This window comes from uncultured Alistipes sp. (genome assembly GCF_949296715.1).
Taxonomy (GTDB): Bacteria; Bacteroidota; Bacteroidia; order Bacteroidales; family Rikenellaceae; genus Alistipes.
In genome coordinates, this window is sequence record NZ_CASFQD010000058.1 from 1 (window position 1) to 13,802 (window position 13,802).

Below are 13,802 nucleotides of genomic sequence, written 5' to 3' on the forward strand. Positions count from 1 at the left end.
ACGGCCGGGTGATGTGCCGGTCGTATGATGCGCCGGTCGGGCGACGAACGGGCATGCGGCAGAGCGAGACGGGCCGGTTGTGGCGCGTGGGGCACAGGCCGGGATGGTGTGCATGCCGAGCGTTTGCGCCCAGTTTTCATGCGAAAGGCTGTCCGGTATTCCGGACAGCCTTTCCGTCTTGTTTCCGATCCTGTTGCGATCCGTGCCGACCGGAGACCCGCTCCTGCACACGGTCCGCGGCAGAATCAACCGATCCAGCTGGTCAGCACCTTCATGCCCTCCTCGGGCGTGAAGCGCACCGACTTGACCGTGGCGGGCACGAGCACCGTCTCGCCCTGGTGTACCGGAACGGTGTTGCCCTCGCTGTCCGTGAGCGTGCCGCGACCCTCGATGCAGATTACCACGAGGAACGAATCCTTCGCCGCCCAGTCGAGCGTGTACTCCTTCGTCAGATCGAAGAGCGTCGTGGTGAAATAGGGGCACGAAACGAGCTCCACGGGGCAGTCCTGCGCCGTTTCGTAGTGCGTGCGGTAGTCGGGTAGCACCGTGTAGTCGATGGCGCCCTTCGCCAGCTCGGTGTGCAGCTCGCGGGGCTTGCCGTCGGCACCCACACGGCCGTAGTCGTAGATGCGGTAGGTGATGTTCGACGTCTGCTGGATTTCGGCGATGAACGATCCGGCGCCGATGGCGTGCACGCGGCCCGCCGGCAGGAAGAAGACGTCGCCCGGGGTGATGCGGTAGTCGGCCAGGATGTCCGTGATGGTGTTGTCCGCCACGCTGGCTTCGTACTGCTCGGGCGTCACCTGCTTCGAGAAGCCCGAACGGAGGTGCGCCCCCTCGTCCGTCGCCACGACGTACCACATCTCGGTCTTGCCCTTCGACTGGTGGCGCTCCCACGCCAGTTCGTCGTTCGGGTGCACCTGGATCGAGAGGTCCTGCCGTGCGTCGATGAACTTGATGAGCAGCGGGAACTCCTCGCCGAAGCGCTCGAAGTTCTTTTTACCCAGCAGTTTCGCGCCGTCGCGTGCGATCAGCGCGGGCAGCGTCATGCCGGCATCGGGCCCTTCGGCCACGACCGACTCGTCGCCCTTGACGCCCGAAAGCTCCCAGCTCTCCCCGACGGAGTGCTGGTCGGTGTCGATTTGCTTGTAGGGCACGATCTTCTCGCCGCCCCAGATGATGGTCTTCAGAATGGGTTTGAACTTGTACATGACTTGTCTGTTACGTTTTGAATCTTCCGTTTGTCGCTTCATCGTCCGTCTGCACCCGTCGGGTCTTCCGTCAAGTGCCTTTTCCGGGCGTTTCGGGGCGTTTTGCCGCGTTTACTGCTCCTTGCCGGAGACCAGGTCCAGCTGGCTCAACGCAAAGGCGTAGGCGCCGACCGAGATGGCCTTGCTGGCCCCGAGCTTCGAGAGCATGACGCCGATGCGCTTCTGCGGGTCGTAGGCCACGTAGCGGTCCGTGCCATAGACCTTCAGCGTGCGCATGTCGCCCTTGGCGAAGGCGGCGAACTCCTCCTCGTTGTCCAAGTCGTAGACCTTCATCTGGACCCGGTTGAGTTCGTTGCCGTTCAGCTGGTGAATCTTTGCGCGCAGCTCCTTGAGCAGGCTCGGCATGATGTAGCGGCCGGCTGCGGTGATGCCGCCGCCGATGACGATCAGACCGTCGATCAGCGTCACGGCCGTAGCCATGGCGTCGCCCGCGATTTCGCCCAGTTCGGCAAAGGCCTGCTTGGCCGCCTCGACGTTGCCTTCGCGCTTGCCGTCGGCGATTTCGCAGATCTCCTTGGGCTCGAATCCGTGGTCGGGGTTGCCCGACAGTTCGCCGTAGACCCGCTTGATGGCACGCACGGCCACGCCGTCCTCGACGATGATGTCGGGCATCTTCTTGTGGCGCAGGCAGAAGGTCTCGACGCAGGAGTTGTCGCCGCGGTTGAGCCGGTTGTCGACGACGACACCGATGCCGAATCCCGTGCCGAAGGTGTAGCCTACGAGGTTCTTGTAACGTTTCGTGCTGCCCAGTGCCTCGAGACGGGCGTTGACGTCGGGCAGGGCCCCGCCGAGCGCCTCACCGAAGGCGAAAAGGTCGCCGTCGTTGTTGATGTAGACCGGAATGCCGAATTTCGCCTCGAGGAAGGGACCCAGGGCCACGCCGTCGCGGAACGACGGGAAATTGGGCAGGTAGCCGCCGATGATGCCGTTGGGGTAGTCGGCCGGACCGGGGAAGGCGAAGCTGATGGCCACGGGTTTCTCGGGCAGGCGGGCGATGATCTGCTGGAATCCCTCGACCATCGTGGCGAGGCATTTGTCCAGATTGCCGGCATTGGACGGCAGCGTGAGGGGTTCGACGATGAATTTATTGGCCTGCATGGCACCGAATACGAGGTTCGTGCCACCGGCGTCGAGCGTGATAACCACTCGGTTGTCGTAATCGTACATAGGGCAGGTTTTTTAGGTTCGTACAGCTTTGATGCAAATATACAAAAAAAGAGAGCAAGTTTTGCTTGCTCTCTTCGAGTACCCCCCCAGGGGCTCGAACCCTGGACCCCAACATTAAGAGTGTCGTGCTCTACCAACTGAGCTAGAGAGGCATCAATCTTTGTGATTGCGAGTGCAAAGGTAGCTATAATTTTTATATCTCCAAATAAAATCGGGAAAAAATTTCAAAAAAAACGCTTTTTTTGCTCCGACAAGCCCTCTCCGGGCCGAAATCCGGGGCCGCTCCGTCCCTTTCCTAATTATTTATATGGGGCGGTTCTTGTCGCCCGCCCGCTCCTGCCCGGGTTGTTGCTCGCTCCGGCTTGGGCTGTCGCCCGCTCCGGCCTGGACTGTCGGCCGATCCTGCCTGGGCAGCCGCTCGCTCCGGCCCGGGTTGTTGTTCGCTCCGGCGGTCGGGATCAGTCCGGGATCAGTCCATGAACAGCGGATCGTCGTTCCACTCGCCCGCGGCATCGGGGTAGATGATCGGCCGCTGGTCGCCGTAGCGCTTCAGGTTCAGGTAGCTCTCGTAGAGGTTGATGCCGTTCGACGACATGCTGGCCAGCGAGAAGGCGATTACCGAGGGATGGCGCTTGGCGGTGTGGTAGCCGTCCTCCGTGCGCTCGATGAAAGCCTCCAGCCAGGCCGGGTCGTTCGACGGGTTGCCCTCCTTGCGGCGCGAGGCACCGCTCTTGCTCGTGTCGATCGGTGCCTGGGCGATGACGTAGACCCCCTGGATGTCGCACATCTCCAGCAGTTCGGGCCTTACATGCCCCGGCATGAACTTCAGCGTGTTGAACCCCAGCTCGCGCAGGCGGGCCAGCAGGTTGGCGCTGACGATCTGCGGATTGATCTCGTAGACGTGCAGCCGCACCGGCTCCCCGTTGACCGACATGCGTCCCTCGTCGTCGGTCGCGAGGTAGCGGAAGCCGATCGGCAGCTCCAGATACTCCCTGTTGCGCCCTTCGTGCTGCGTCTTCAGCCGCAGCGTGTAGAGCGTGGGCAGCTCGGCGCTCCAGAGCAGGTTGGCCGGGATGCGGGCCAGGAAGCGCAGCGTATCCTCGCGGCGCATGTCGAGCGTCAGCTCCTTGTGCCCCGTTGCGGCGGTCTCGCCCGTCGGGGTCAGCAGGTCGTAGTAGATGCGCGACGTGCGCGGATTGAGCGCGCTGCTCTTCACGACGATTCCCACCTCGGCCGTGGCCGTGCCGTCGCCGTCGTTGCTCGGCCAGCACTTCGTGAGGACGTCGCGCACGCGCATCGTGGGCTGGCTCATGACCCAGGTCTCCGTCACGACGGGACCCGAGGGCTCTTTCCAGCTCTCGAGCGGGGCCATGTCGGACGGCTCGGAGAGTACCAGGTCGATTCGGTTGCGCCCTTCCTGTACGTGCCGCGTGAGGTTGAACTCCGCGGGGGTGTTGCCGTCGGCGTTGCGTGCCACGCGCTTCCCGTTGACGAGCAGCTCGTAGGGCGCCGAGGCCGAACCCACGTGGAAGAGCACCTGCCGGTTCGCCCAGACGAACGGAACGGTGAACGGGGCCGAGAGCGTGTCGCTCTGGCGCGCCCATTCGGTGATGCGCGTGAAGTAGCGGTTGTTGCCGCCGTCGGCCGCCGCGGCCTCTTCGGCCGTGGGGTAGGCGATCACCTCGCAGCGCGGCAGTTCGCGCCCTTCCGACGGGGTGAAGGGTTGGGCGGCGAGGCCGCTGCAGGAAAAAAACGCTATGATTGCAAGTAGAGTCCGCATAAGTTTCGTATATTTACCGGCTAAAGATACGAATTTTTTTGATACGACAATGCACCGATACCCCAAACTCAATTTTCCTGCCATTCGGCTGCGCGCCCGGCAGTGCGGCGACAACGTCGAGGTGTGGGATGCGCTGCGGGGCCAGTACCTCGTGCTGACGCCCGAGGAGTGGGTGCGGCAGCATCTTGTCTCCTTCCTCGTGTCGCACTGCGGCGTGCAGCCCGGGAGGATCGTCGCCGAGTGTGCCGTGACGGTCAACGGACAGCCGCAGCGCGCCGATGTCGTGGTCGTGGACGGCTGTGCCCGGCCGCTGCTCGTCGCCGAGTGCAAGGCCCCCGACGTGCCGGTCGACGCACGGGTCCTCGCACAGGTCGTGCGTTACAATTCGGTGCTCGGCGCGCGCTATGTCGTACTGACGAACGGCCGCGTGCACTACTGCTGCGAGTGCCGCGACGGCCGCTATGTGCAGCTGGCCGGGTTTCCCGACCTCTCCGCCGGGCGGTAGCCTGCGGCCCGGCCCCGTTCACAGATTCCGGTACGTGCGTTCGATGTAGTGCTGGAATGCCTCCTTGTAGTTTTCGCCGATGGGAACGTACTCCGTCTCCCCGAGGAAGATGCGCCCCTTGACGTAGGACTTGATGCAGCGCAGGTTGACGATGTAGGAGCGGTGCACGCGCATGAAGGTGTCGGCCGGCAGCGCCGCTTCCATGTTCTTCAGCCGGAAAAGGGTCGTGATCGTCGTGCCGTCGGCCAGATGCATGCGGACGTATTCGCCTTCGCTCTCGAGGTAGACGATGTCGGCGATGCGCACGAGCGAAACCTTGTAGTCGGCCTTCACCGAGATGTATTCGCAGTCCTTGGGCAGCGCCTCGGTCTCCTCGTCGGGGTTGGCCGGGCGCGACCGGTGATGCAGTTCGTAGAGCGACTGCGCCTTCGCCGCCGAGCGGCTGAAATCCGTGAAGCTGAACGGCTTGAGCAGGTAGTCGATGGCGTCGAGCCGAAACCCCTCGACGGCGTATTCCGAGTAGGCCGTGGTGAAGATAATCATCGGCTTTTCGCGCAGCGTGCGCACGAAATCCACGCCGTTCAGGTCCGGCATGTTGATGTCCAGAAAGATCAGGTCCACCTGCTGTTTGGCGAGAAAAGCCTGTGCCTCGAAGGCGTTGTGGCACGTGGCGGCCAGCTCCAGATAGGGAATCTTCGAGATGTAGATCTTCAGCTTCTGCAGCGCGAGCGGTTCGTCGTCGATGGCGATACATTTAAGCATGGAGCGTCGGGATTATCAGGTTTACGGTATAGGTCTCCTCCTCTTCGCGGATGTCGAGCGAGTAGTTCTCGTCGCCGTAGATGAGCGCGAGACGCTTGCGGACGTTCTCCAGTCCGATGCCGGCCGTATGTCCGCCGTGCGTGTGGCGGCTGTTGGCGATCGTGCAGCTGACCCGCCCGTCGGCGCAGGCGATCTTCATGTGGATGAACGACGGGTGGTTGTAGCTGATGCCGTGCTTGAAGGCGTTTTCCACGAAGACGATCAGCAGCAGCGGCGGGATCGTGACCTGCTCGGGCAGGTCGTGCGGATACTCCACGCGGATGTCCACCGTGTCGGTATAGCGGATGCGCATCAGCTCGATGTAGTTCTGCAGGAACTGGATGTCCTTGTTGAGCGAGATGAGCTCGCGCCCCGAGTCGTAGAGCACGTAGCGCATCATCTTCGAGAGTTCGATGACCGCACTCTTCGCATATTCCGCGTCGATGTCGATCAGCGCGTGGATGTTGTTGAGCGTGTTCATGAAGAAGTGCGGATTGATCTGGTACTTCAGATAATCCATCTCGGCCTGGAGGTTCTGCCGCTTGAGCTCCTCCATCTTCTGCTCGTCGCGCATCGACTGGTAGATGAGCTTGATGCCCGTGTTGGCGCCCGTCATGAAGAATCCGAGCACGACGTTCCAGTAGATCTCCAGGTTCGAGAACGACGCCCTGCGGTAGGCGTCCGCCGAGGCCGGGTCGTCGTGCAGCGCAAGGTGCACGGCGAGGTGTTCCTCATAGAGGTTGACGAGCCAGAAGACGAGGATGATGAGCGCGATGTCGCAGGCAAGGTAGGTCTTGTACCGGCGGCGGAGCATCAGCCGCGGCGCCAGCAGGTAGTTGTGGATGATGAAGATGACGAGGTAGGGGGCGATCTGCCGCCAGGCGATGAGCACGTTCTCGAGGTTGATGTGCAGCTCGGACATCATCTGCGAGTTGAGTACCGGGACGAGGATGATGGCCGCCCATACCATGAGGTAGAGCAGGTTTTCGCCGATGGCCTGTTTGCGCAAGATCTTCATGCGGGCAAAGATACGGAAAAATCCATGGAAAACGCTCCCGACTTCGGCTGATATTTCCTTTTGTCCGGTCGCAGCCTTACTCCTGGAACTCCCAATACTCTTTCAATACGATTCCGTCGCACGCTTTCAGCAGTTTCAGCAGTCCGGGTTTGTGCTCCAGTCCGACCAGTACAAGCAGCCGTTTGCCGGGACAGGCTTCGGCCATCCGCCGGATATTGGCCGCCATCACCCCGTTGCGCTCGTACCAGCGGGAGGACCATATCCGGACAAAGTCCCGCCAGCGGCCGAGCTTCGGCTCGCTCTCCACGATGGAGACCAACTTCTGGTAAAGTATGTACTCGCGGAGCGTCAGGTATCCCATTGTCATGCTGGAGTTCATGTCCCGGGGGGAAGCGAATTGCATGTCGTTGTAGTTCATCACCTGGAGGATCAACTCCATGTCCTCCCGGTCCTTCCGGCTCAGCTTGTCCGCCCGATACAGGGCCAGCGCGTCGCGCCACATGCTGTCCTGCCGTTCAAAGTAGCGGTGCGCGCGATACCATTCGTTCCGGCCCGTAATCTCGAAAGGGCGCAAATCCACGCCCCGTTCCTGCTGATAGCGGTGCGCCGCGATGGTTTCGTTCGTCGACAGCAGGTCGGGATACCGCTCCAGGTCGAAGCGGAATTTTTTGTCGAAAAAGGAGGAGTCCAGTTCCATCAGCACCACGTCGGGCCGTACCCGCGACAGGATGACATGGACGCTGTCGCTGTTGAAGTACGCGCAGGGTTCATGTTTTGTCCCTACCAGGCAGAGCTCGGTTTGTCCTTCTGCCCGGCAGAGGCCGCAAAGCAGAAGCAGGCAAAGTATCAACCCTTTTTTCATGTTTTTCCTTTGTATGCGGTTGTTCATGATTAATCAAGACGGCCCACAAACAATAGGCCGTCTTGATCTTGCAACTCTTCCCGATGCCTGCGACGTTTACTTGTTCAGCAGCGACGGGCTGTAGAGGTAACGCTTGATGCTTCGCTTCGGCGTCTTCTCGAACTCCGTGGGGTAGAGGACGACCTCGGCCACCCGTTCGTAGGCCGCAAGCTGGGCATTGAGCTCCTTGAGGTTGTTCTGCATGATTTCGGGCAGGTCGTTCTTGTCGACCCCTTCGGCTTCGGCCTGCTCGTAGTCGGGCACCACCATTGCGCGCAGTCGTCCTTCGCCGACGTCGATCACCAGCGATTCGAGCACGAGGTACATGTTGTTGAGCTTGTCCTCGATCTCTTCGGGGTAGATGTTCTGTCCGTTGCCCGAGAGGATCATCGTCTTCGACCGGCCGCGGATGTAGAGCGTGCCGTCGGGGTCCATCGTGCCCATGTCGCCCGTGTGGAGCCAGCCCTCCGCATCGAGCACCTTCTGCGTGTCCTTGTCGTTCTTGTAGTATCCCTTCATGACGTGCTCGCCGCGCACGAGAATCTCGCCGGCCGTGTGCTCCGGGTCCGCCGAGTCGATCTTCACCTCGAGCAGCTCCTTCAGGTAGCGGCCGCACGAGCCGGCCTTGAATTCGTTGTCGGGCGTGAAGCTGATGAGCGGGGCGCACTCGGTCATGCCGTAGCCGATCGTGATCGGGAAGCGGATCTTCATGAGGAACGATTCGGTCTCCTGGTTCATCGGGGCGCCGCCGACGATGAAGATCGAGACGTTGCCGCCGAAGGCGTCCATGAGCTTCTTGCGGATGACCGAGTAGATGGCCGAGTTGAGGAGCGGAATCTTCATGGCGATCGACATGGGACCTTTCTCGAGCATCGGCAGCACCTGCTTGCGGTAGACCTTTTCGAGGATCATCGGCACGCAGCAGATCACCGTGGGCTTGACGACGGCCATCGCCTCGAGGAGGATTTTCGGCGAGGGAATGCGGCCCAGCAGGGTGATGTGCCCGCCGACGGCCAGCGGCGCGAGGAAGTCGAAGGCGCAGCCGTAGGCGTGGGCCAGCGGCAGGAACGAGAGCGTGCGCCCGCCCTGCTGGAAGTAGTGGTTGCCGGTCTGCGTGTTGACGGCCGACATGGCGAACAGGACGTTGCCCGTGAGGTTGTTGACCGTGAGCATCACGCCCTTCGAATAGCCGGTCGTCCCCGACGTGTAGTTGAGCAGGATGACCTGGTCGTTGGGTATTTCGGGGTATTTGATGTCGTTGATGCTGAAGCCGCGCGGGTATTTGCTGCGGTAGTTCTTCAGGATGTCGCGCTGGAACTTGGTCAGCGACTTGCCGTCGCGCTCGTAGATCACGTGGAAGTCCGTCAGCGAGAAGACCGCCTCGATCTGTTTGATCTGGTCCTCCTCGATGACGTCCCAGAAGTTGTCGCCCAGGAAGAGCAGGCGGCTCTCCGAGTGGTTGATGATGTGGATGACGTCGGCCGGGGTGAAGTCCTGCAGGATCGGCACGATGACCGCACCGTAGGTGATCGTGCCGATGTAGGTGATGCACCAGCGGGGGTTGTTGCGCCCGATCAGGGCGATCTTGTCGCCGCGCTTGATGCCGGCCTTCTTGAAGACCAGGTGGAGTTTGGCGATCTCCTTGGCCATTTCGTAATACGAGAAGGTCTCGTTCTTGAAGTAGTCGGTCAGGGCCGACATCTCGCGATTCTCCCGAAAGCTGTTTTCGTAGATCTTTATCAGGTTTTCCTGTAACATAATCGGAAATAAGGAAGATTCGTTATTGGCGGAACAAAGATACGGAAAAAAACGATCCCGGAATTTTTCTGCGGATTTTTTATCCTCTTTTTCCGGGAAATTCGTTCTGAAAGTCTTGTCGGCTTACTTTTCGGACGGATTCCGGTCGTTGGCGTCGGCGCGGGGTCCGGGGTTGACGCGGCGCGGTTTCCAGATGTAGATTTTCGACTCGGTGCCGGCCTTCAGCCGCTCGATGTTCTTGCGGTGGGTCCAGATGAGCAGGATGGCGATGACGAACGAGAAGACCACGAAGGGGATCGATTCGTTGACCTTCGGGGAGACGAGCGTGAAGACGGGGAAGCAGCATCCCGCGGTCATCGACGAGAGCGAGACGTAGTGCGAGATCATCAGTACGACGAGCCATACGCCGAAGCAGAGCAGCGCCACGGGCGGGTAGATGCCCGTCACGGCGCCCACGAGCGTCGCCACGCCCTTGCCGCCGCGGAATCCCGCGAAGATCGGGAAGATGTGCCCCAGCACGGCGGCGAAGACGGCGATGATCTTGATGTTGATGAGCCACATGTCGCTGATGTTGTCGTCGTACTTGAGCAGTTCGATGAGCGTCACGGCCACGAATCCCTTGAGGAAATCCAGCGCGAAGACGGGCAGCGCGGCGCGCTTGCCCAGCACGCGCAGCATGTTGGTCGTGCCGGCGTTTTTCGAGCCGTGTTCGCGGATGTCGATGCCGTAGTATTTCTTGCCGATCCACACGGCGCTCGGAATCGAGCCCAGCAGATAGGCTATGAGGATCATGGTCGTGGCGGTGTAGTATGTGAGAATCATCATCGGTGCGGTAAGGAATTGTAATTGTAATGCAAATATAACAAAAATTTTCAGATTCGGAACTTCAGGATGAAAAATCCGCGTTCCGGACATTTTGTTTTCGCGGAATTCCGCTATCTTTGCGTAAAATTATACCGTATGAATACAAAGGCGTTGCTCGAACCGATGGGTTCATGGGCGTGGTGGCGTTCGTGGTTTCTGATTTTTCTGGGTTGCTCGATCATGGGATCGGGATTCGTGCTCTTCGTCAATCCCTACAATTTTGTCCCCGGCGGCGTTTACGGCATGGGTATCGTGCTGCACAACATCTTCCCGTCGATTCAGGTCGGAACCTTCGGATACATGTTCGACGTGCCGCTAATGATTATCGCGATGCTCGTCTTCGGCGGGCAGTTCGGCACGCGCACCGTGCTGGCGGCGCTCTACACGCCGGGCTTCATGAACATCCTCACGCGGATGGTCTATCCCGACGCCGCGGCGGTCGAGTCGCTCGATCCCGCGCTGCTGCTGGGCGGCCGGCTCGATCTGTCGAACGACCTGCTGCTCACGTGCGTCATCGGCGCCGTGGTCATCGGCGTCGGTCAGGGCATCGTCGTGCGCCAGCAGGCCACGACGGGCGGTACGGACATCGTGGCGATGCTGCTGCAGAAGTTCGCGGGCATCAAGTTCTCGACGGGCATCTTCCTGGCCGACGGTTTCGTCGTCCTGTCGGGACTGGCCGTCATCGGCTTCGGTCTGGGTACGGGCGAGGCGGCCTCGAACGGCTGGATGCTGACGCTCTACTCGCTCATCACGATCTACACGACCTCGCGCGTGGTGGCCTACCTGCTCGACGGTGCGTCGTATGACAAGCTGCTCTTCATCATCAGCGACAACCATGCCGAGCTCAAGCGCTTCATCATCGAGGACCTGGACCGCAGCGCCACCTACATCAAGTCGCGGGGCATGTACACGGACGCTGCACGCGACATGATTTTCCTGGTGGTGAGCCGCAAGGAGGTGCGCCAGGTGCAGCACAAGATCCGCGAGATCGACCCGCGGGCCTTCGTCGTGGTGACGGATGCCTACGAAACCTTCGGGGAGGGCTTCAAGCAGTTCCCCGACAAGAACGAGATACAGGCTGAATAAACGATGAATCTGCAAACGAACACGCTGCGCCCGCTGCAGGGCGCGGGCCGCAAACTCTTCATAGAAACCTACGGCTGCCAGATGAACGTCGGCGACACGGAGATCGTCGTCTCGATCATGCAGCGCGAGGGATACGTCTACACGGAGCGCCTCGACGAGGCGGATGTCATTCTGATCAACACCTGCTCGATCCGCGACAACGCCGAGCAGCGCATCTGGGGCCGGCTGGCCGAGATGAAACGCTACCGCCGGGCAAAACCGGGGCTTGTTGTCGGCATCATCGGCTGCATGGCCGAGCGGTTGAAGGAGCGGCTGCTCGACGGCCCGACGGGCGTGGATGTCGTCGCCGGGCCGGACGCCTACCGCGACCTGCCGCATCTGGTGCGCGAGGCCGAGGCGGGCGGCAAGGGGGTCAACGTCCTGCTCTCGACCGAGGAGACCTATGCCGAGATCGCGCCCGTGCGTCTCGACCGCAACGGCGTGAGCGCCTTCGTGGCGATCATGCGCGGCTGCAACAACTTCTGCTCTTACTGCGTCGTGCCCTACACGCGGGGCCGCGAGCGGAGCCGCGACCCGCAGACGATCGTCGACGAGGCCCGCACGCTCTTCGACAACGGCTACCGCGAGGTGACGCTCCTCGGGCAGAACGTCAACTCGTACCGCGCCGGGGAGGTCGACTTTCCGGAGCTGCTGCGGCGCGTGGCGTCGATCTCGCCGCTGCTGCGCGTGCGCTTCGCCACGTCGCACCCCAAGGACATGAGCGACCGCCTGCTCGAGGTCATGGCCTCGATGCCCAATATCTGCCGGGCGATCCACCTGCCGGCACAGTCGGGCGCGACGTCGATGCTCGAGCGCATGAACCGCAAATACACGCGCGAGTGGTACCTCGGCCGCGTGGCGGCGATCCGCCGCCTGATGCCCGACTGCGCCATCACGACGGACCTTATCGCCGGCTTCTCGGGCGAGACGGAGGAGGAGCACCTCCAGACGCTGTCGCTTATGCGCGAGGTGGGCTACGACTTCGCCTACATGTTCAAGTATTCGGAGCGCCCGGGAACCTTCGCGCAGAAGCACCTGCCGGACGACGTGCCCGACGTGGTGAAGTCGCGGCGCCTGCAGGAGATCATCGCGCTGCAGAACGAGCTGGGGCATGCGAGCAACCTGCGCGACGTGGGGCGCGAGTTCGAGGTGCTGGTCGAGGGTGAATCGAAGCGCGACGCGAAGCAGCTCTCGGGGCGCACGTCGCAGAACAAGGTGGTGGTCTTCGACCGCGGCACGCACCGCGTCGGCGACTATGTGCGGGTCCGCATCACGGGCTGCACGCCCGCGACGCTCTTCGGCGAGGAGACCGGCGCGGAGGAAACGAACAGGAACGAACTTTAAGTAAGAAAGGATTTGAAAAATGCGTTTTGACGAACTCGACCTGGAGGATGAAATCCTCGACGGTCTTGAGGATATGCACTTCGAGGAGATGACCCCGGTGCAGGAACATACGATTCCCGTGATTCTGGAGGGCCGCGACCTGATCGGCTGCGCCCAGACCGGCACGGGCAAGACGGCGGCCTACACGCTGCCGCTGCTCAACAAACTGTTGCTCGAGGGCAACGACGACAACGTGATCAAGTCGGTCATCATCGTGCCAACGCGCGAGCTGGCGCAGCAGATCGACCAGCAGTTCCAGGGCTTCTCCTACTACCTGCCCGTCTCGACGACGGTCGTCTACGGCGGCGGCGACGGCAAGGGCTGGGACATCCAGAAGAAAGGCATGCTGATGGGTTCCGACGTGGTGATCGCCACGCCGGGCCGCATGATTTCGCACCTGCAGAACAGCGGCGTGGACCTCTCGCACGTCGAGTACCTGATCCTCGACGAGGCGGACCGCATGCTCGACATGGGCTTTGCGGACGACATCATGAAGATCATCTCCTACATGCCGCGCGAGCGGCAGACGATCATGTTTTCGGCGACGCTGCCGCCGAAGATCCGCGAGCTGGCCAAGTCGATCCTGCGCAACCCCGCTGAGGTCAACATCGCCATCTCGAAGCCCAACGAGGCGATCGACCAGTCGGCCTACGTCTGCTACGAGAGCCAGAAGCTGGGCATCATCCGCGAGTTGTTCGCCGAGCCGACCGATTCGAAGACGATCATCTTCTCGTCGTCGAAACTCAAGGTCAAGGAGCTGGCCCACACGCTCAAGCGCATGAAGCTCAACGTCGCGGCCATGCACTCCGACCTGGAGCAGGCGCAGCGCGAGGAGGTGATGCTCGATTTCAAGAACAACAAGGTGAACATCCTGGTGGCGACGGACATCGTGGCCCGCGGCATCGACATCGAGGATATCGGGCTGGTCATCAACTACGACGTGCCGCGTGATCCGGAGGACTACATCCACCGCATCGGCCGCACGGCGCGCGCCGCGGCGACGGGCAGCGCCGTGACCTTCGTCAACGAGGAGGAGCAGGGTGCCTTCCACCGGATCGAGAAGTTCATCGAGCGCGACATCCGCAAGGCCGAGCTGCCGGCATCGGTGGGCGAGGGCCCGAAATATGCACCCGACGAGAGCCGGGGCCGAAGCCGTGGGCGCGGCGGCCGCAGCAAGGGAGGTGACGGCCGGGGACACGGCCGCGGACGCCGTGACCGGCTGCGCGACA

Annotated in this window: 12 protein-coding genes and 1 tRNA gene; 4 read left to right on the top strand and 9 right to left on the bottom strand. The window is 61.7% G+C overall.

From position 1 onward, the window contains the following. Positions 1–245: 245 nt before the first annotated feature. The 4 genes from Q1Y33_RS09250 to Q1Y33_RS09265 form a co-directional block, all read right to left on the bottom strand. Positions 246–1,211 carry a type I phosphomannose isomerase catalytic subunit gene (locus tag Q1Y33_RS09250; protein WP_300799492.1) on the bottom strand — a complete coding sequence of 322 codons (966 nt, stop codon included), beginning with the start codon at positions 1,209–1,211 and terminating at the stop codon, positions 246–248. 111 nt (positions 1,212–1,322) lie between these two features. Further along, positions 1,323–2,438: an ROK family protein gene (locus tag Q1Y33_RS09255; protein WP_300799493.1), complete on the bottom strand. Its 1,116-nt coding sequence runs from the start codon at positions 2,436–2,438 to the stop codon at positions 1,323–1,325. 79 nt (positions 2,439–2,517) lie between these two features. Then, a tRNA-Lys gene (locus Q1Y33_RS09260) sits at positions 2,518–2,590 on the bottom strand. A 317-nt stretch (positions 2,591–2,907) separates the two neighbouring features. Continuing rightward, complete coding sequence (locus tag Q1Y33_RS09265) at positions 2,908–4,218, bottom strand: glycoside hydrolase family 2 TIM barrel-domain containing protein (RefSeq protein WP_300799494.1); 1,311 nt, start codon at positions 4,216–4,218, stop codon at positions 2,908–2,910. Positions 4,219–4,267: 49 nt separating this feature from the next. On the opposite strand from Q1Y33_RS09265, the gene Q1Y33_RS09270 reads away from it, so the two are divergent. Beyond that, the gene (locus Q1Y33_RS09270; protein WP_300799496.1) at positions 4,268–4,723 is read left to right on the top strand and encodes a type I restriction enzyme HsdR N-terminal domain-containing protein; all 456 of its coding nucleotides are present in this window, start codon (positions 4,268–4,270) and stop codon (positions 4,721–4,723) included. 18 nt (positions 4,724–4,741) lie between these two features. On the opposite strand, the gene Q1Y33_RS09275 is transcribed toward Q1Y33_RS09270, so the two are convergent. The 5 genes from Q1Y33_RS09275 to plsY form a co-directional block, all read right to left on the bottom strand. Then, positions 4,742–5,485, bottom strand: coding sequence for a LytTR family DNA-binding domain-containing protein (locus tag Q1Y33_RS09275; RefSeq protein ID WP_300799497.1), 744 nt, complete (start codon positions 5,483–5,485; stop codon positions 4,742–4,744). Beyond that, on the bottom strand, positions 5,478–6,542 hold the full coding sequence (locus Q1Y33_RS09280) for a histidine kinase (protein ID WP_300799499.1): 1,065 nt from the start codon (positions 6,540–6,542) through the stop codon (positions 5,478–5,480). Before Q1Y33_RS09280 ends, Q1Y33_RS09275 begins: the two co-directional genes overlap by 8 nt. Before the next feature lie 76 nt (positions 6,543–6,618). Further along, positions 6,619–7,404: a DUF5694 domain-containing protein gene (locus tag Q1Y33_RS09285; protein WP_300799501.1), complete on the bottom strand. Its 786-nt coding sequence runs from the start codon at positions 7,402–7,404 to the stop codon at positions 6,619–6,621. A gap of 96 nt (positions 7,405–7,500) precedes the next feature. Further along, a complete protein-coding gene (locus Q1Y33_RS09290) occupies positions 7,501–9,201 on the bottom strand; it encodes an AMP-binding protein (protein ID WP_300799503.1) in 1,701 nt (566 codons plus the stop codon). A gap of 123 nt (positions 9,202–9,324) precedes the next feature. Further along, positions 9,325–10,023, bottom strand: a complete 699-nt coding sequence (plsY, locus tag Q1Y33_RS09295; RefSeq protein WP_300799511.1) for a glycerol-3-phosphate 1-O-acyltransferase PlsY — start codon at positions 10,021–10,023, stop codon at positions 9,325–9,327. 138 nt (positions 10,024–10,161) lie between these two features. Between plsY and Q1Y33_RS09300 the strand changes: the two genes are divergently transcribed. From Q1Y33_RS09300 to Q1Y33_RS09310, 3 genes are all read left to right on the top strand, one after another. Continuing rightward, positions 10,162–11,151, top strand: a complete 990-nt coding sequence (locus Q1Y33_RS09300) for a YitT family protein (protein WP_300799505.1) — start codon at positions 10,162–10,164, stop codon at positions 11,149–11,151. A 3-nt stretch (positions 11,152–11,154) separates the two neighbouring features. Beyond that, the gene (gene miaB, locus Q1Y33_RS09305; RefSeq protein ID WP_300799507.1) at positions 11,155–12,534 is read left to right on the top strand and encodes a tRNA (N6-isopentenyl adenosine(37)-C2)-methylthiotransferase MiaB; all 1,380 of its coding nucleotides are present in this window, start codon (positions 11,155–11,157) and stop codon (positions 12,532–12,534) included. Positions 12,535–12,553: 19 nt separating this feature from the next. Further along, positions 12,554–13,802, top strand: a 1,249-nt coding sequence (locus Q1Y33_RS09310) for a DEAD/DEAH box helicase (RefSeq protein WP_300799509.1), incomplete at its 3' end; no start/stop codon positions are given.